A 17,909-nucleotide genomic window follows, 5' to 3' on the forward strand; every position below is an offset into this window, starting at 1 on the left:
ATTCGTATGGTTGAAACCTGGGAGCTACGTGCACGGTTCGCAGCGGCCCTCGCCAAGATGTATGGCGACGAGGTCCCCGCTTACAACACCTTGGTAGATGTAACCATGCAGGTGAACCGTAATTTTGCCGCCGAACATCCGGATTCTGCGGAGCGCCTGGGCAGCCTGGCGAGAGTCAGCGCCGAGCGTCACGGCGCCATCAGACTGGGGACTCTCGACGAACTACGTGACGTAGCCACCGTCTTCGGCGGATTCGGTATGTTTCCGGTCGGCTATTACGACCTCCGGCTCACCGCCTCCCCCATTCCCGCTGTCTCGACGGCATTTCGCCCCACCGATCCCGCCGAACTCGCCCGGAACCCGTTCCGCGTTTTCACCTCGGTGCTGACCAGTTCCGATTCCAGGTTCTTCGACACCGACCTCGAGCGTCGGATCACCGGGTTTCTGCGTCGCCGGACCCTGTTCTCTCCCGAACTTCTGCAGTGGGCACGTCAATCGAGTCGCGAGGGCGGCCTGACGGAGCCCGAGGCGACACAGTTCGTCGATGCAGCGACCTCGGCGTTTCGGCTCGGCACCGATCCCATCGACGCGGGCTGGTACCGCGAACTCGCCGCAATCTCGCCTGTCGCTGCAGACATTGCGGGGCAGGGCTCGACCCACGTCAATCACCTCACCCCGCGAGTGCTCGACATCGACGAGTTGTACCGCCGCATGACCGAGCGCGGTATCACCATGATCGACCGCATCCAAGGCCCGCCGAGATGGAGCGGACCACCACTACTTCTGCGGCAGACGTCGTTTCGTGCATTGGCCGAAGACAGACTCTTCCGTCAGCACGACGGATCGGTCACCACTGAGCCCGTCCGCGTCAGATTCGGCGAGGTGGAGGCACGCGGAATCGCGTTGACCCGCAGCGGGCGAGCGATCTACGACCGACTGATCGCCACGCCCGAGGACGCCGACTGGGACAGCGAATTTCCGCACTCCGAAAGCGAACTCGATGCCGCGGGGTTGGCGTACTTCACGTACCGAAACGAAGGAACTGTTGTCGTCCTCGACCCGATCGTCTACGAGGACTTCCTACCTGCCTCCGCGGCCGGGATCTTCGCATCCAATCTCGATTCCGTGACCGGATTCGTTTCCGATGCGCCCGGCGCCGAATACGGGCAGGATCGATTGGAGGGCGCCATCGACCGCACCATCGAAGATCCGTTCGAGCTGTACCGCGCACAACAAGAGGCGTCACGTGCCGTGCTGCCTCCCGCCCACAACGACAGAGGACTCCCCAGTGAACCTGCCTGATTCTTCGAGCCTCGCCGATCGCGCCGAAAGCGCCCTTGCCGCGTGCGGTGTCGAGTGGCCCGCCGGCGACCTGAGCGCACGAACCCCCATCACCGGTACGCAACTGCGTACCGTTCGGCAGCACTCCGGCCGAGAGGTCGACGACGCCGTCGAGGCGGCTCATCGTGCGTTCCTCACCTGGCGAACCGTTCCCGCTCCGGCGCGCGGCGCGGTCGTACGCCGGCTGGGCAGCTTACTGACCGAGCACAAGGATGACCTCGCGGAAATCGTGACGTTGGAGGCCGGGAAGGTCACCTCGGAGGCTCTCGGCGAGGTACAGGAGATGATCGACATCTGCGAGTTCGCCGTCGGTCTCTCCCGGCAGCTCTACGGACGCACCATGCCGTCCGAGCGTCCCGGACACCGGTTGACGGAAACGTGGCACCCTCTCGGCGTTGTCGGAGTCATCTCCGCGTTCAACTTTCCCGTCGCGGTGTGGTCGTGGAATACCGCCATTGCTCTCGTGTGCGGCGACGCCGTCGTCTGGAAGCCTTCGGAGACCACGCCGCTGACTGCACTGGCATGTGACGCCCTCCTCCGACGCGCACTCGCCGACTGTCAAGCACCGATCGACGTTCACCAGTTGGTCGTCGGCGGACGTGACGTCGGTGAGGCTCTCGTGGACAACCCACTCGTGGCCTTGGTCAGCGCCACCGGTTCCGTGAGGATGGGCCGCGCCGTGGCTCCGCGGGTCGCCGAGCGCTTCGGACGAAGTCTCCTGGAGCTGGGTGGAAACAACGCCGCAGTCGTCACGCCGTCGGCGGATCTCGAGCTTGCCGTGCGCGGAATTGTCTTCTCCGCCGCTGGAACTGCCGGGCAGCGCTGCACCTCACTGCGCCGGCTCATCGTTCACGAGTCGATCGCCGACAACGTCGTCGACCGCGTTGCGTCCGCGTACGCGCAACTCCAGGTCGGTAGTCCCTTCGATTCCGGTGTTCTGGTCGGGCCGCTGATCAACGAAGCCGCGTTCGAGACGATGCAGAAATCGCTCTCGGCCGCACGCGCGGACGGCGGAACTGTGGTGTGTGGCGGGGACCGCGTCGGCGATTCCGGGTTCTACGTGACGCCCGCTCTCGTTCGTATGCCAGCACAGACCGAGGTGGTACGGGCGGAGACTTTTGCACCCATCCTCTATGTCTTGACCTACACCGATTTCGACGACGCCATTGCGCTGCACAACGGCGTACCTCAAGGACTTTCGTCCTCGATCTTTACACTCGACCAGCGAGAAGCAGAGCGCTTCCTCGCCGCCGACGGCTCCGATTGCGGCATCGCGAACGTGAACATCGGAACGTCCGGTGCGGAGATCGGCGGCGCATTCGGCGGGGAGAAGGAGACTGGCGGCGGACGCGAGTCGGGTTCGGATTCGTGGAAGGCATACATGCGCCGAGCCACCAATACCGTCAATTACTCGGACCAGCTTCCGCTGGCTCAAGGGGTCGAGTTCGGCTGAACACCTGCCGGGCGAAATCGGTGATCGCGTCGATCAACTCCGGGAGCGCCGACAACTGCGGTGCATGGTCGGTGCCCAGGCTGACCACCTGGGCACCGGGGACAAGTCTCTGCATGGCGCGTTGAGCCTCGATCGGCACGGTTCGATCCAGCGTGCATTCGACATACAACCTCGGCACGGTTCCGAATCGCTCTTCCGTCCAGACCGGTGCCATCAGGCGGGCTGACTCCAGTTGTGGAACGAGCATGCGCGCGGCGAAGATCGCATCAGCCACCGGCGCTTCGTGGAAGAACACAGCGGCACCGGCTTCGGGCGGAACAGCCGTCGCATCCCCGTCGTCGGCGGGGACCAACCAACGTGAGATCCCGACCGGACTTTCCAGACCGAGTTCGATGCAGAGCATACCGAAGTCCGTCTGCGATGGAAGCATCATCCCTGCGACGTACACAAGACCCGTTACCCGCGAAGGCAGCAACTCAGCCACCTGTGAGGCCACGATGCCACCGCCGGAGTGACCGACGAGGGCGCACTGTCCGTCCAAGGACTCGACAACTGCCACAACATGTTCGGCAACGACATCGAGATCGATCACGTCGTCTGGGTTCCAACTTCCCGAGCCGGGAAGCTCCACCACAACGGGATTGAAGCCGGCCGATTTCAGTGGGCCACACACACGATCCCAGACCCACCCGCCGGCCCACGCTCCGTGGATCAGGACGATGTTCCGTGCACTCACTGCTTGACCTCGAGCTCTGCAGCCGAAAGTACCCGAGCCGCCTCACGACCTGCGGCGACGTTGGACTTCCCCTGCCTCGACCCGGCCAATTTGGCCTTGATGTGATCGCGAACGGTAATGGGTTCGTACTCCAAGCCGGAGTCGTCCTGAAAACTCGGCAAGGTCGCAATCACCGCGTCGACGTTTCCGTCATGGAAGAAGGCCGCCGATCGCCGGCGCTTGATGGTGCCGTTCACCACCGGAGGCGCAACTCGGTGCAGCGTGGACATCCACCTGTCGTTGGTCAGTCGCGCGGTGAGATCCCCGAGGTTGACCAGTAGCGCGCCGTCGTGCGGCCAGACATCGTGCCAGCGTCGGTCGCTCCCGAGTACTTGCAAACCTTCGACCTGATCCGCCCACAGCACGGTGACCAGCCCGAAATCGGTATGTTCGCCCATCCCCTTCAACTCACCGTCCAACGTCACCGTCCCTTCGGGTAACGCGTAGTTGTTCATCCGCAGTACGTCGATGGAGTGGTCGGTGATCGACTCGAAGAATCCTGGGGTCAGCCCGAGCGCGTCTTCGAAAATGGTGGTCAGTGTGCGTGCCACCCGCTCGCCATGGGCGTAGTAATTCTCCACCCGCGCCGTGAAACCAGACACTGCGGGCCACAGGTTGATTCCGTAATCGTCCTCCGACAGTTCGAGTTCGGTGAATGATCGGGCTTCGGTTCCGACGTTGAAGGCCTCGAAAAAGTCGTTCATTCTGGTCGCGGATTCGACGCCGAGGCTCAGGCTCAGCGACTCACTCTTGGGCGGGCTGTACCCACGATTCGCGCCCTCGATTCGGTAGCCCGACTTCGTCTCCATCGGCAGCCCGAAGAAGTCGTCCATCGCTTCGGCGAGGCCGGAAGAAACAGCGGCCGGAACACCGTGGCCCCGAATCTGCATGAAACCTACAGTCCGACAAGCATGGTCGACTTCGGCAGCCACTCGCGCCTTGTCCTGGTCGGCACCACCGAGCACGTAAGGCGAGATGTCGACGACGGGCACTTCGAAGGGATCAGACTGGGACTGTGACACTGGCGTCTCCTGCAGAGCTGGTGGCGGGTTCAGATTTTGCAGTGGCATGGAGGCTCTCTCGCGATCGCCTCGCGAGTTCACCGAGTCGGGTGTGATTGAACAGCAGATTGAGCGAAAAGGCCGAGGCCGCAGCCAAGGTGATGCCGCTACCGAGGAGGATCTGAGCCGAGGAGGGGAATCGCTCGAACATCCCTTCCGCAAATTCCGGAAGAATACCGATCCCCACCGATACAGCGGCGATCGTGGTGTTGATCGGGTCGCTGAGATCGACCTTGCGCAGCGTGTTGATTCCGACCACGGCGACAGTGGAGAACAAGATGATTCCGACGCCGCCGACCACCGGATCAGGCAGGGCTGCAACCACTTCACCCATTCGCGGGATGAGGCCGAGGACGATCAGAATGGCACCGCTGGTAGCGGTCACGTACCGGCTGTACACCCGGGTCGTGGCAACGGCGCCGACATTCTGCGAGAAAACGGTGTCGACAAAGGCATTGAAGATTCCGCCCAGAACTCCCGACATCCCGTCGGCCACCAGCCCTCGTGCGAGATCTGCTTTCTTCAAAGGCTTTCCGGTGATCTCGCTGACCGCCAGCATGCTCGCCGTCGATTCTGCGAAGACGACTGCCATGACGATACTCATCGCCACCACGGCGGTGACGGGAAACTCCGGAGCGCCGAAGTGGAACGGCATCGGGAAGCCCACCCAGGCCGAGCCGCCGACGCCACTCAGATCGATCAGGCCCATCGGGATGGCGATCACGGTGCCGATCACCAGCGCCATCAGTACACCGAGCTGCGTCCACATCCCGCGGCCGAGGCAGATGAAGGCCACCGCGACCACAACGACTGCGGCAGCCAGCGCCAGATTCTTCGGGTCGGCGAACGACGGGGAGGTGGGGTCGTTTCCGACGATCAGTCCTCCTGCGACACCGATCAACGAGATGCCGATGACTGTGAGGACGACGCCGGTAACCAGGGGTGGGAAGTATCGGACGATCTTGGCGAACGGCACGGCCAAGGCAATGCCGACTACGCCACCGACCAGCATGGACCCGTACACCGCCTGCAGGCCGTACTCCTTGGCGATCAGAATCATCGGCGTCAGCCCGGCGAAGGTCGCCCCGCAGACGATCGGCAGCCGGACACCGGCGACCTTCCCGACGCCCAGGCTCTGAATGATCGTGATGATGCCTGCAACGAGCAAGTCCGCGCTGATCAGCATCGCGACTGTGCTGCGGTCCAGCCCTACGGCGGCACCGAAAACCAGCGGGACCGTGATGCAGCCGGTGTACATGATGAGGACGTGCTGAAGAGCAAAAGCAGACTGGCGGGCAAATGGGAGCCGCTGGTCGACAGGATGGATGGCCATGCGCCGATCTCCGTCCGAAGCTGGAAGTGTTTCGTGTACGGGACTATTCAGCACGTCGATAATTTCTTACCGTGGTCGAATTTGTTTCGTCTGTGTAATCAAAACTTTCACCAGAGCACTGCTATCTTCGGCACATGGACGACGACCAGAAGGCGATAGCGACCGCAATCGGGGCTGCCGTGCGGACGGCGCGAAAAGAAGCCGGACTGACGTTGCGCGAGGTTGCCGTGAAGTCGGGCTTGTCGCAGCCCTTCCTGAGCCAGACCGAAAACGGCCACGCAGTACCCAGTGTCATGAACCTTCATCGCCTCGCGCAATCGCTCGGCACCACGGCGCACGCACTCTTGGCGCAGGGTGAGCGAACTCCGTCCAGCCTCGTCCGCGCCGGCGAGGGGCGAACCTTCGAACTGGCACACGATTCGGTGATTCGATTCTGCTCCACCGGCTCACGGACCATGGAACCCAACGAGATCACGGCAGCACCTCATTCCGAGGCAGGTGAGCACACCGAGCACGCCGGCGAAGAGTTCATTCATGTTCTCGAAGGATCTGTCGAGGTCGAGGTGGGACTGGACGAGCATCACGTTCTTCACGTAGGCGACACCCTCCTCTACACCTCGACCATCCCACACCGGTGGTTCAATCGCACCGACGCGGTGGCGAGATTCCTCATCGTGAGTTCGCCGCCCTCGTTCTAGATGCTCGGTTTCGGTTCCACACCACAACCCCCGCTCACGGCTTACCCTGACAGCGTGACCAAGTGGCCGGAACTTGCGCGTGAGATCGCCGATACCGTTCTGTTTCCCGTCGCCGACAGCGTCGACGCCGACGGAGAAATCCCCAGCAGCCATTTCGACGCGCTCGCCGCCGACGGCTTCTACGGCATCGCTGCCCTCGGTGAGGGTGGCCCCAGCAGCGAAGAACTGGTCGAGGTCCTCGAAACCTTGTGCGGCGGTTGCCTCGCGACGACGTTCACCTGGATGCAGCATCACGGCGTCGTCGGAGCCCTGGCGGCGAGTCCCAATGCACCTCTGCGCGAACAATACTGGGACGGTCTGGTTTCCGGCACGATTCGCGGTGGGGTTGCCTATGCCGGCGCCATCCCCCGCCCACCGCTCCTGTGGGCGAAGCGGGTGAACGACGGCTACGTCCTCGACGGGATCGCACCCTTCGTCACCGGTTGGGGCATCGTCGATGTTCTCTTGGTGTCGGCGCGCGACGAGTTCGACAATTCCATCGTTCATTCCGTCGTACCGGTGGGCGAGGCCCCGGGTCTGACGATCGAGGAGCTTCCACTGATCGCGGCGCGCGGGAGCAACACCGTCCGAATCGTGTTCGACGCTTTCGAAATTCCCGATACCGACGTCTGTGCTGTCGTCAGCGACGAACAATTCCAGAGCACCCAGCTCCCCGGCTTGTGGCTCAACGGCGCGATGGCCATGGGCATCACCCGCCGTGCTGTCACCGAACTCGCGGATCTGGGAGTCGACACCGACGCGTTCGAGGAACAAGCCACCCGGGCGCGCGCCGATCTCGATGCAGCACTGCGCGACGGCGGCGACATGTCGGCCGCCCGCGCCCGAGCGTCGGAACTTGCGATACGCGCATCGGCCGCACTCGTGACTGCGACCGGAAGCCGCGCTCTGGTCGGCAGCAACACCCCCGAGCGGCTCATGCGTGAAGCCACCTTCACTCTTGTCGCGGCTGGTCGCCCGGAGATCAAAACAGCTCTCGTGGAACGACTCAGCGGATACTGAGTACGCACGGTTGTACTCGATTACGCTGGGGCTCATGACCAGTGGAGAACCAGTACTCATCCCGGCCGGAACCGTGTTCACGGCGGAGGACCTGACGTTCTATGCCGATCGTGACTCCCGCAGTCTCGACGACGCCATCGCCGACGCCGACCTTCTTGTCAGTTGCCCACACTCGGGTTCCGCGATTCCAGCAGAACTCTCACGCTTTCTCGCACCCGAGTTCACACAGCGGCTGCAGTTCGACTTCACCGACATGTCCACCAGTCCCATCGTGCGCCGTTGGGCCGAAATCGATTCGCGCATCGTATACGTCGAGAATCCGCACCCTCGCATGATTCGCGATCCCAACCGTGCGAAGCCCGAAAACCTGGAAGCGTCACTGCGCGAGGCCTTCGCCCGCGTCCACGAGGCCGGTGCCGGCAACAAAGCGGACCTCGCCGGTGTCGACGCAGTTCGCCCTGTCACCTTCTCGTTCTACCCCCTGCTGCTCGAGCCGACCGACGACGCGGGTTGGAAGGACCTCGCCGAGACCTTCACCGAGACAGCTGAACACGGTTTGGGCGTCTACGAGAGAACTCGCGACGCACTGATCGAAGCCATGGTGGCGAAGAGCTTCGAACTCGGTCGATCGTTCACGACCTTGTCGTTCCACGACACGATGAACCACACCACCCGGCAGGACGGCGCCGTCAATGTCGAACGGCCGGAAGCAGATCGGCTCCCCGACGTCGTCGCGCTCTCCAATCGTGGCGACCACGACGGCAATCGACGCGGCGACAATCCCGTGACGATGGATCCGGAGCTCATACGCACACTTGCGGTCTCACATCGCAAGGGATTTCAGGTCGACGATCCGGATGCCGTCGCTCTCAATCAGCCGTACCTCGGCAGTTTCGAAATCATTCGAGCCGGAGCCAGATTCGCCGAATTGAGCGCCCGCGCCGCCGAAGCCGGGATCACGTTGAGCGCGGTTCAGGCCGAATTCAAACGAGAATTCCTACTGGGAGACGAACTGGCCGCCTACATCATGGAACCCGGCGTCGACTGGCCGACACCCGACGCCGAACGGGTGGACCAGCTCGCCCACGCGTGCAAGGCGAGCTGGGACCACTACCGCAACAGCTGACTCAGCGCTGTCACTCAGGGCTGACTCAGCCGCAATACTCAACCGAGCACCACTCCGAACAACGCGCCGGCCGCAATCGTCGTGACGGCCAAGATGATGGTCGGCAGGAAGAACGAGTGGTCGACGAGCTTGGAACCGAGCTTCGTGCTGCCCGAGAGGTCGAAGTTCGCAGCCGCGATCTGCGAACCGTTTGTCGGCAACAGATAGACGCCGGCAAACGCTCCGGCCCACATTCCGCTCACCAGACCGGGTGCAATCCCGGCAGCGAGACCGATCGGCACGATGGTCCTCGTAGCGGTCGACTGACTGGTCGTCAGTACACAGACCAGGAAGACACCGAGCGCGAAGATCCACGGCGCGGCGTTGACCCAGTCGCCGACGGTGCTCGTGATCAGCTCGGAATGGGCGCTGATGAACGTGTCCGTCAGCCATGCCAGACCGAACAGCGCGATGGCCGAGACCATACCGGCACGGAACACCGTCGACGACGGCACGTCGGCGACATTCGGGCGGCACACCAGCAGGATCAACGTACCCACGACGAACATCAGCATTTCGATGATCGGTGTCATCCCCATCGGAGTACCGTCGGCAGCTTCGGGACGAATCCCCTTGAACAGGCCGAAGATCACGATAGCCAGGACGCCGGCCAGGAAGATCAGTGCCGCGTTTCGTCCGGTCTTCGTCGAGACGAGTTCGGTCTTGGAAGCTGCACCAGGTCCGGCCAATTCGCCCGACTTCATCTTCGCCTGTATCTCCGGGTCGTCGTCGAGATCTTTGCCGAGTCGGTTGACCGCGATGGAGGAAAGGACGATGCCGACAACAGCAGCCGGGAAGGTGATCTTGATGATGTCGATGAGTTCGAAATCGTAGGGCGGCACGTCGGTCAGCGTGACCATTGCCGCCATTGCCGCGGACACCGGACTACACGCCAGCGCCACACCGGTCGAGACAACTGACAGCGACAGCGGTCGTGACGGCCGCACACCGTTCTTGTACGAGACGTCGTAGATGACGGGGAGCAGTGGGTAGAGGATGTTGGACGTGCCGGCACCGACCGAGAACAGGAATGACACCAACGGCGCGATCAGCGTGATCTGTTTCGGGCGAGATTCGATCAACTTGGCCGCGATGGTGACCATCCAGTCGATACCACCGGCCGCCTGCATCATCGACGACGCGAGGACGACGGACAGGACGATGAGGAGAGCGTCGACCGGCGGACTGCCGACGTCCTCTCCGAAGACGAACACGAGGACGGCAACACCTGCGCCGCCCCACAGACCGAGAGCGACACCGCTCGATCTGGTACCCATGACAATCGCCCCGAGCACTACCGCCAGCTCGAGGACAATCTTGACTGCTTCCATCAGGCACTCGCCTTCTCGATAACGAGAGAATCGCTATAACAGGGCAAATAGTATGCTCTGCACTTCGGCTGCAGGCACGAACACGCTGTCGGTGGGAAGGGGCAATATGGTGGTCGTGACCAACGTCCTCGGTAGGTTCTCGCCCGCCACACGCGAGTGGTTCGGCGGGGCTTTCAGCGCGCCGACTGCTGCGCAGCTCGGTGCCTGGGAATCCATCGCGAGTGGCTCTCACACTCTTGTCGTCGCACCCACCGGCTCCGGCAAGACATTGTCGGCGTTCCTGTGGGCGCTCGACCAACTCGCCGCCAAGGACGAAGGCGAACGCGCCACCAAAGTCCTCTACATTTCGCCGCTCAAAGCGCTGGGTGTGGACGTCGAGCGGAACCTTCGCGCGCCGCTGGTCGGCATCACGCAGACGGCGAAGCGTCTGGGCCTCACCCCGCCCGAGATCACCGTCGGTGTCCGTTCCGGCGATACGTCCCAGGCCGATCGACGCTCGTTGATCAAACGTCCTCCGGACATCCTGATCACCACGCCTGAGTCGTTGTTCCTGATGCTCACCTCCGCTGCCCGGGAAACACTGGTCGGTGTCGACACCGTGATCGTCGACGAGGTTCACGCGGTGGCGGGTACCAAGCGTGGCTCGCACCTTGCGCTCTCACTGGAACGCCTGGACGGCTTGCTCGAGCGTCCGGCGCAACGCATCGGATTGTCGGCCACTGTCCGTCCGCACGAGGAGATCGGGCGGTTCCTCGCCGGTTCGGCACCGATCCGAATCGTGGCACCGCCTGCCGCCAAGACATTCGACCTCACGGTCCGTGTTCCCGTCGAGGACATGACCGAACTGGGGATCGCGACGCCGGACGACGGTTCCGAATCTCCCACCCCGCAAGCCGGTTCGATCTGGCCCCACGTCGAGGAACAGATCGTCGACCTCGTTCTCGACCACCGATCGTCCATCGTGTTCGCCAACTCTCGCCGCCTCGCCGAACGATTGACAGCCAGGCTCAACGAGATTCATGCAGAACGCATCGGTCTGGCCGTCGAGAAAACATCTCGCCCGCCCGCGCAGATCGGGGCTCCCACCGAGGTCAACTACGGCGCAGAACCCCTCCTTGCTCGCGCCCACCACGGATCGGTCAGCAAAGACCAGCGAGCCCTCATCGAAGACGACCTCAAATCGGGTCGATTGCGATGCGTCGTCGCCACCAGCAGCCTCGAACTCGGAATCGACATGGGCGCCGTCGACTTGGTCATCCAGGTGGAGGCACCGCCTTCGGTTGCCAGCGGCCTGCAACGTGTCGGCCGCGCCGGCCACCAGGTCGGCGAGATATCGCGAGGCGTCGTCTTCCCCAAGCATCGCACCGACCTGATTCATTGCGCGGTGACCGTCGAGCGCATGGTCGAAGGCAAGATCGAAGCGATGGCCGTTCCGGCCAATCCCCTCGACATCCTCGCTCAGCAAACTGTTGCGGCCACCGCTCTCGAACCGATCGACGTCGACGACTGGTTCGAGACGGTTCGCCGAAGCGGTTCCTTTGCAACGCTTCCCCGTTCGGCGTACGAATCGACTCTGGACTTGCTGGCGGGGCGGTACCCCTCGGACGAGTTCGCCGAATTACGTCCTCGCCTTGTCTGGGATCGTGAGTCCAACACGCTCACGGGCCGCCCGGGTTCGCAGCGTTTGGCCGTCACTTCCGGCGGCGCAATCCCCGACCGCGGCCTCTTCACCGTCTACATGGTTGGCGAGAAAGCGTCCCGCGTCGGCGAACTCGACGAGGAAATGGTCTACGAATCCCGGGTCGGCGACGTCTTTGCGCTCGGCGCCACCAGTTGGCGGATCGAGGAGATCACCTTCGATCGGGTTCTGGTCAGCCCCGCCTACGGCATGCCGGGTCGTTTGCCCTTCTGGCACGGCGACGGACTCGGTCGCCCCGCCGAACTCGGACAGGCGTTGGGGCAGTTCGTGCGCGAAACGGCTCTCGGCAACGAAGCCGACGTCGTCGAGCGTTGCCGCGTGGGCGGGCTCGATCACAACGCGACTACCAACCTGATCCAACTCGTCGGTGAGCAGAAGAATGCCACCGGGCAGGTGCCGTCGGATCGAACCCTGGTGGTCGAACGCTTCCGCGACGAACTCGGTGACTGGCGTCTGGTGCTGCATTCCCCGTACGGCCAACGGGTTCACGCACCATGGGCCCTCGCCATCGGGGCGCGCCTGCAGGAACGATACGGCGTCGATTCCAGCCCGACGGCCTCCGACGACGGCATCATCATCCGTCTCCCCGACACCGAGAACGAACCTCCCGGCGCCGAACTGTTCACCTTCGACGTCGAGGACATCGAAGATCTGGTCACCCAGGAGGTGGGCGGCTCCGCGCTCTTCGCTTCCCGATTCCGCGAATGTGCCGCCCGCGCACTGCTTCTCCCCCGCCGCAATCCCGGAAAACGTGCACCACTGTGGCAGCAGCGTCAGCGGTCGGCGCAACTGCTGGACGTCGCCCGCAAGTTCCCGACCTTCCCGATCCTGCTCGAGACCGTACGCGAGTGCTTGCAGGACGTTTACGACCTGCCTGCACTGAAGGAATTGTTCGGCAAGATCGAGAAAAGGCAGATTCGAATCGTCGAGGTGGAGACGGCCTCTCCGTCTCCGTTCGCCAGTGCGCTCCTGTTCAACTACGTGGGTGCGTTCATGTACGAGGGCGACAGCCCCCTCGCCGAGCGACGCGCCGCCGCTTTGTCCTTGGACTCCACGCTGTTGGCCGAACTCCTCGGCCGCGTCGAACTGCGCGAGCTCCTCGACGCCGGAGTGATCGAGCAGGCCGAACGTGAACTGCAACGGCTCGTCCCTGACCGAAAGGCCAAGGACCTCGAGGGTGTTGCCGACCTCCTCCGCATGCTCGGCCCGCTGACCACCGAAGAAGTCACCGAACGCTGTCTCGAGGACCCGGTCTCATGGCTCGAGAAGTTGGTTACGGACAAACGTGCCCTCCACGTCTCGTATGCGGGCGAGAGCTGGTGGACCGTCGTCGAAGATGCAGCGCGGCTTCGCGATGGACTCGGCGTTCCCCTACCCATCGGCGTTCCGGCCGCGTTCATCGAGCCGGTCGATCAACCACTCGACGACCTCCTGAGCCGGTACGCCCGCACCCACGGTCCCTTCACTCTCGCCGACGCGGCTGCACGCTTCGGTCTCGGAGTATCAGTCGCGCGTGACGTTCTCGGTCGGCTCGCGCTCGAAAAGCGGGTCCTGGAAGGTGAATTCCGCCCGTCTGCAACCGGGAGCGAATGGTGCGACGCCGAGGTCCTGCGTCGCTTGCGGCGTCGCTCGCTCGCCGCGGCACGGCAGGAGGTCGAGCCGGTCAGCACCGCGACCCTCGGGCGATTCCTTCCCAGTTGGCAGCACGTGGGCGGCACGCTGCGAGGAATCGACGGTGTTGCAACGGTGGTCGATCAACTTGCCGGCGTTCCGATTCCGGCGTCCGCTCTCGAATCGTTGATCCTGCCGAGCCGAGTTGCCGACTACTCTCCCGCGATGTTGGACGAACTCACGTCGACGGGTGAAGTCTTGTGGTCCGGATCGGGAGCTATCTCGGGCAAAGACGGGTGGGTAGTGCTGCACCCCGCCGACCTGGCACCGATCACGCTCAATTCGCCCGCCGACACCGACGTCTCGGAATTGCAGAAGCGCATCCTCGACCTGCTGTCCGGCGGCGGTGCCTACTTCTTCCGCCAGTTGGTCGACGCGTTGCGAACTACGGAGTCGGCTGCGGACACGGTCGACAGTGCGGTGACAACGGCACTGTGGGAGTTGGTGTGGCTCGGACACATCGGTAACGACACCGTTGCGCCGCTGCGCGCACTTCTCTCCGACACCACCAGAACAACAACCAGTCACCGATCACCTCGCCGTGTTCCGCGGGCCCGTCCGTACCGCGGAATGGCCCGCGCTTCCACGCCCGCGCGCACGGGACCGGCAACCGCCTCCGGTCGGTGGTTCCAGCTGCCAGGTATCGAACCTGACCCCACTATCCGGGCGCACGCCACGGCTGATCTGCTGCTCGAACGATACGGCGTCGTCACCCGCGGTTCGGTGATGAGCGAGAACGTGCCGGGCGGTTTCGCGTTGATCTACAAGGTACTGAGCACGTTCGAGGACAACGGGCGCGCTCGACGCGGATACTTCGTGGACACCCTGGGCGGCGCTCAATTCTCGACGCCTCCCGTGGTGGACCGCTTGCGGACGTTCGGTGATTCCATCGAGGGGCGCCACACCTCCTCGGCTGCAGTCACTCTCGCGGCGTGCGATCCGGCAAACCCGTACGGCGCGGCGCTGCCGTGGCCGGCGTCGGGGGGCGAAGAGTCACCAGGACACCGACCCGGGCGAAAAGCCGGCGCATTGGTAGTTCTGGTGGAGGGTGAGTTGGTTCTGTTCGTCGAGCGCGGCGGTCGCACGATCCTGACATTCACCGACGACGGCGGAACGTTGCGCCTGGCAGCACTGTCACTTGCTCAGAAGGTGACGTCTCGCGCCATCGACAAGTTGGTAGTGGAGAAGGTCGACGGAGAGACCATCCACGGCAACGATTTTGCTCCGGTCCTGGTCGAAGCCGGCTTCGCGGCCACCCCTCGCGGATTCCGGTTGCGGTCATGAGGATTGGGGTCATGATGATTGAGATCGTGGAAGTTGAGATCCTGAAGTGTGGGTGCGGCGACCATGCCTGAGGGCGATACCGTGTGGCGGGCCGCCAATGAACTGCGCGCTGCCCTGGCCGAGAAGGTACTCACCACCTGCGACGTCCGCGTTCCTCGTTACGCCACGGTTGATCTCTCGGGCCACCGCGTGGATTCCGTCGCCAGCCGCGGAAAACATCTCCTGATCCGAGTGGGCGAAGCGTCCATTCACACGCATCTGAAGATGGAAGGTCAGTGGCAGATTTATCGCCCCGGCGAGCGCTGGCGCCGACCCGCCCATCAAGCGCGCATCATCTTGGCCACCGAAGACTCTGTAGCAGTTGGCTTTTCACTGGGAATCACCGAGATCCTCGAACTCGGGCAGGAACAGGAGGCCGTCGGACATCTCGGACCGGATCTGCTCGGGACCGATTGGGACAGTTCCGTGGCCGCCCGAAATCTACGGGCCGCCGACTCCGTACCGATCGGAATCGCGCTCCTGGATCAGCGGGTGATGGCCGGACTGGGCAACGTGTACCGAAACGAGATCTGCTTCCTACGAGGTATTCACCCGAAAACGCCGACACATCTCGCGGGGAATCTCGACGCGATAGTGGATCTGTCTTTTCGCACCATCAACGTCAACAAGTCACGTCGCATCCGGGTCACCACCGGCGACACCCGCCCCGGTAGGCAGACATGGGTGTACGGCAGACGCGGAAAACCATGCCGCCGTTGCGGGACTCGCATCAGAGAAGACACCCTCGGACCGGATCAGCTCACCGAGCGAAATATCTTCTTCTGCCCGGCCTGCCAGCCCTTCACGCCTGGTTAGCGTTGATCAGCAGCCTGACGCAGTGGCGGACAAATCGATCACGGTCCACGACGATCGTGCCGTCCAGATAACCGATGAACAGTGTGAACAACGCCCCGACCAGTCCGACTGCCACCAGTTGCTTGTCCACGGGATCAGCGATCTCGGACAACTGGTCGTACACCAGGTCGACGAACGCCGGCATCGATTCGATACCGCGGCCGCTCAGGACGGGTTCCGACAGCGGGGCGATCAGGAGCACTCTCCCCATCGCCGGATCGTCGACCATGAGCTTGACGAAAGCGTCGACCGCAGCGGTGGCGACGGCCTCGGATGTCGTCTCCGACTCCACTGCCGACGCAAGCGCCGACTGCGCGCGCTCGGCGACAAACGTGTGGACCGCGACAACGTACTGATCGCGATCGGTGAAGCTTTCGTAGAAGTACCGCTCGGTCAGACCGGCAGCCTTGCAGACCGCACGCACGTTGACGGCCGGACCGTCGACCGCACCGAGCAGTGTCACTCCGACGTCGAACAACGTCGCCTTTCGAGTGGCCCTGCGTTCTTCGATGCTCACAACTTCCCCACTTCGCCGACACTTGATCTTCAATGCACCCGGCATTCGATCCTTGACTACCGCTGTTGTCGATCCTAATCTGACAACATGCGTAGTCAACTTGACGACAGCAGCACCCCGGTTCCCCTCGGTCCGGATTCCCTGACGTGGAAGTATTTCGGCGACTGGCGCGGGATGCTGCAAGGCGTCTGGGCCGGTTCGATGCAGAACATGCACCCCGGCCTCGGCGCCGGAGTCGAGGAGCATTCGCAATTCTTCGACGAGCGGTGGGAACGGCTGTACCGCTCGCTGTATCCCATTGCAGGCGTGGTCTTCGACGGCGATCGCGCGCAGCAGACAGCCGAAGAAGTCCGCGGCTATCACACACGAATCAAGGGCGTCGACAAGTTGGGGCGTCGGTATCACGCACTTGATCCCGACACTTTCTACTGGGCGCACGCAACATTCTTCATGGGCACCATCGTCACTGCCGAGAACTTCTCCGGTGGCTTGACCGAGGCCCAGAAACGTCAGCTCTTCACCGAGCACATTCAGTGGTACCGCCTGTAGGGATGAGCATGCGCCCTGTTCCCGAGACCTGGGAAGCATTTCAGGAGTACTGGGACCACATGTGCCGCAACGTACTCGAAGACAACAAGGCGACCCGCGACGTCCTCGACCTGTCGGGACTCGGCAAGCCCCCGTACATGACGTGGCTACCCGATCCGTTGTGGCGGCTCGCCCGAATCCCCCTCGCCCGCGGATTCGTGTGGCTGACGGTCGGAATGTACGACCAACCGGTTCGAGACCTACTCGGCTACTCGTGGACCAGTCGCGATCAGAAAATTCACAACGCTGTCGGCCGCACCGTCAACGCCGTCTTCCGTCTGGTGCCGTGGCGATACCGGTATCAGCCACGTGCTCGCGCGGGATGGGATCGAGCTGACGGCCGAATCCCCGCCGATGCACCACTGGTCCACACACCGGCGCGCAACCTGCCCCCGCTCGAGCAGCGAGATAACCCGATGCACTACAGCCCCAGGGTCTGATCTGCCATGCTCTGAACATGGAGTGGGACCTGCGAACCCTGCTGAACCGTCCGATCACGTCTCACGGTGCGCCGCTGGGACAAGAACGTGTGGCGGCGAGGACCACCGCGTACATCTACGGCAACATTCTTGTCCTCGCCGCACTCATACCGGTGACGAAATCTCAGGAATCGCTCGGCGCCGCGATTGTGGTCGGCACGGCATTGTCGACATACATCGCCCACACATTTGCCGAGGGCGTCGGCGAGAGCATTCGCAACGATCGCCGACTGACGACCGCGGAGAGAATCGACTCGCTTCGCGATTCCGTCCCGATCCTCACCTCTGCGGTTGTTCCTGTCGTCATTCTCGCGACGGCGTGGTTCAACTTCCTGGAGCCACGGACGGCGCAGTTGATCGCGGAAATCGTCTTGATCCTGCGGATCGGTTCCACCAGTTACGTGATCAGCCGACTGCACGGCGAGAAAGTCAGTACGAACACACATCTGGCAGCCTTCGGCCTCGCTGCCGTCGCCACCCTCATAGTCGGGTTGAAGATAGTGCTCACTCATTGACGAATCCCCCGATCGCGAATCCCCAGGCCTGAAGGGGTACTGCCGT

The 17,909-nt window shown here is 63.2% G+C and carries 13 protein-coding genes and 1 pseudogene; 9 read left to right on the forward strand and 5 right to left on the reverse strand.

Annotated features, from left to right (window positions below; all coding sequences use genetic code 11):
• The first annotated feature begins 6 nt into the window (after positions 1-6).
• Together G4D79_RS23880 and G4D79_RS23885 are read left to right on the forward strand one after the other, a co-directional pair.
• Positions 7-1,302 carry a VOC family protein gene (locus tag G4D79_RS23880; RefSeq protein ID WP_214514456.1) on the forward strand — a complete coding sequence of 432 codons (1,296 nt, stop codon included), beginning with the start codon at positions 7-9 and terminating at the stop codon, positions 1,300-1,302.
• Complete coding sequence (locus tag G4D79_RS23885; protein ID WP_003940993.1) at positions 1,289-2,794, forward strand: aldehyde dehydrogenase family protein; 1,506 nt, start codon at positions 1,289-1,291, stop codon at positions 2,792-2,794. The genes G4D79_RS23880 and G4D79_RS23885 overlap by 14 nt, the downstream gene beginning before the upstream one ends.
• Here G4D79_RS23885 and G4D79_RS23890 read toward each other — a convergent pair.
• The 3 genes from G4D79_RS23890 to G4D79_RS23900 are packed head-to-tail and all read right to left on the reverse strand — an operon-like array spanning position 2,745 to position 5,963.
• A complete protein-coding gene (locus tag G4D79_RS23890) occupies positions 2,745-3,530 on the reverse strand; it encodes an alpha/beta fold hydrolase (RefSeq protein ID WP_058039073.1) in 786 nt (261 codons plus the stop codon). The genes G4D79_RS23885 and G4D79_RS23890 overlap by 50 nt on opposite strands.
• A complete protein-coding gene (locus G4D79_RS23895; RefSeq protein ID WP_214514457.1) occupies positions 3,527-4,591 on the reverse strand; it encodes an isopenicillin N synthase family oxygenase in 1,065 nt (354 codons plus the stop codon). The genes G4D79_RS23890 and G4D79_RS23895 overlap by 4 nt, the downstream gene beginning before the upstream one ends.
• Complete coding sequence (locus G4D79_RS23900; RefSeq protein WP_007727244.1) at positions 4,572-5,963, reverse strand: uracil-xanthine permease family protein; 1,392 nt, start codon at positions 5,961-5,963, stop codon at positions 4,572-4,574. The genes G4D79_RS23895 and G4D79_RS23900 overlap by 20 nt, the downstream gene beginning before the upstream one ends.
• A 134-nt stretch (positions 5,964-6,097) precedes the next feature.
• On the opposite strand from G4D79_RS23900, the gene G4D79_RS23905 reads away from it, so the two are divergent.
• The 3 genes from G4D79_RS23905 to G4D79_RS23915 are packed head-to-tail and all read left to right on the forward strand — an operon-like array spanning position 6,098 to position 8,846.
• Positions 6,098-6,661 carry a helix-turn-helix domain-containing protein gene (locus G4D79_RS23905; protein ID WP_007727247.1) on the forward strand — a complete coding sequence of 188 codons (564 nt, stop codon included), beginning with the start codon at positions 6,098-6,100 and terminating at the stop codon, positions 6,659-6,661.
• A 54-nt stretch (positions 6,662-6,715) separates the two neighbouring features.
• On the forward strand, positions 6,716-7,720 hold the full coding sequence (locus G4D79_RS23910) for an acyl-CoA dehydrogenase family protein (protein ID WP_214514458.1): 1,005 nt from the start codon (positions 6,716-6,718) through the stop codon (positions 7,718-7,720).
• 34 nt (positions 7,721-7,754) lie between these two features.
• Positions 7,755-8,846: an N-formylglutamate amidohydrolase gene (locus G4D79_RS23915; protein ID WP_214514459.1), complete on the forward strand. Its 1,092-nt coding sequence runs from the start codon at positions 7,755-7,757 to the stop codon at positions 8,844-8,846.
• 38 nt (positions 8,847-8,884) lie between these two features.
• Here the strand turns inward: G4D79_RS23915 and G4D79_RS23920 are convergent, their stop codons facing one another.
• Positions 8,885-10,216, reverse strand: coding sequence for an anaerobic C4-dicarboxylate transporter family protein (locus G4D79_RS23920; protein WP_003940851.1), 1,332 nt, complete (start codon positions 10,214-10,216; stop codon positions 8,885-8,887).
• A gap of 106 nt (positions 10,217-10,322) precedes the next feature.
• Between G4D79_RS23920 and G4D79_RS23925 the strand changes: the two genes are divergently transcribed.
• Both G4D79_RS23925 and G4D79_RS23930 read left to right on the forward strand, forming a co-directional pair.
• A complete protein-coding gene (locus G4D79_RS23925) occupies positions 10,323-14,870 on the forward strand; it encodes an ATP-dependent helicase (RefSeq protein WP_042449813.1) in 4,548 nt (1,515 codons plus the stop codon).
• A gap of 63 nt (positions 14,871-14,933) precedes the next feature.
• Positions 14,934-15,725 carry a DNA-formamidopyrimidine glycosylase family protein gene (locus G4D79_RS23930; protein WP_030535047.1) on the forward strand — a complete coding sequence of 264 codons (792 nt, stop codon included), beginning with the start codon at positions 14,934-14,936 and terminating at the stop codon, positions 15,723-15,725.
• On the opposite strand, the gene G4D79_RS23935 is transcribed toward G4D79_RS23930, so the two are convergent.
• Positions 15,712-16,281 carry a TetR/AcrR family transcriptional regulator gene (locus G4D79_RS23935; protein WP_007727263.1) on the reverse strand — a complete coding sequence of 190 codons (570 nt, stop codon included), beginning with the start codon at positions 16,279-16,281 and terminating at the stop codon, positions 15,712-15,714. The genes G4D79_RS23930 and G4D79_RS23935 overlap by 14 nt on opposite strands.
• An 87-nt stretch (positions 16,282-16,368) precedes the next feature.
• On the opposite strand from G4D79_RS23935, the pseudogene G4D79_RS23940 reads away from it, so the two are divergent.
• Both G4D79_RS23940 and G4D79_RS23945 read left to right on the forward strand, forming a co-directional pair.
• A pseudogene (locus tag G4D79_RS23940) lies at positions 16,369-17,309 on the forward strand (oxygenase MpaB family protein).
• Positions 17,310-17,326: 17 nt separating this feature from the next.
• Positions 17,327-17,863, forward strand: a complete 537-nt coding sequence (locus tag G4D79_RS23945; protein ID WP_003940745.1) for a hypothetical protein — start codon at positions 17,327-17,329, stop codon at positions 17,861-17,863.
• Positions 17,864-17,909: the final 46 nt, after the last annotated feature.

Source organism: Rhodococcus sp. WY5, assembly GCF_018588185.1.
In the GTDB taxonomy this organism is placed as follows: domain Bacteria; phylum Actinomycetota; class Actinomycetes; order Mycobacteriales; family Mycobacteriaceae; genus Rhodococcus_F; species Rhodococcus_F qingshengii.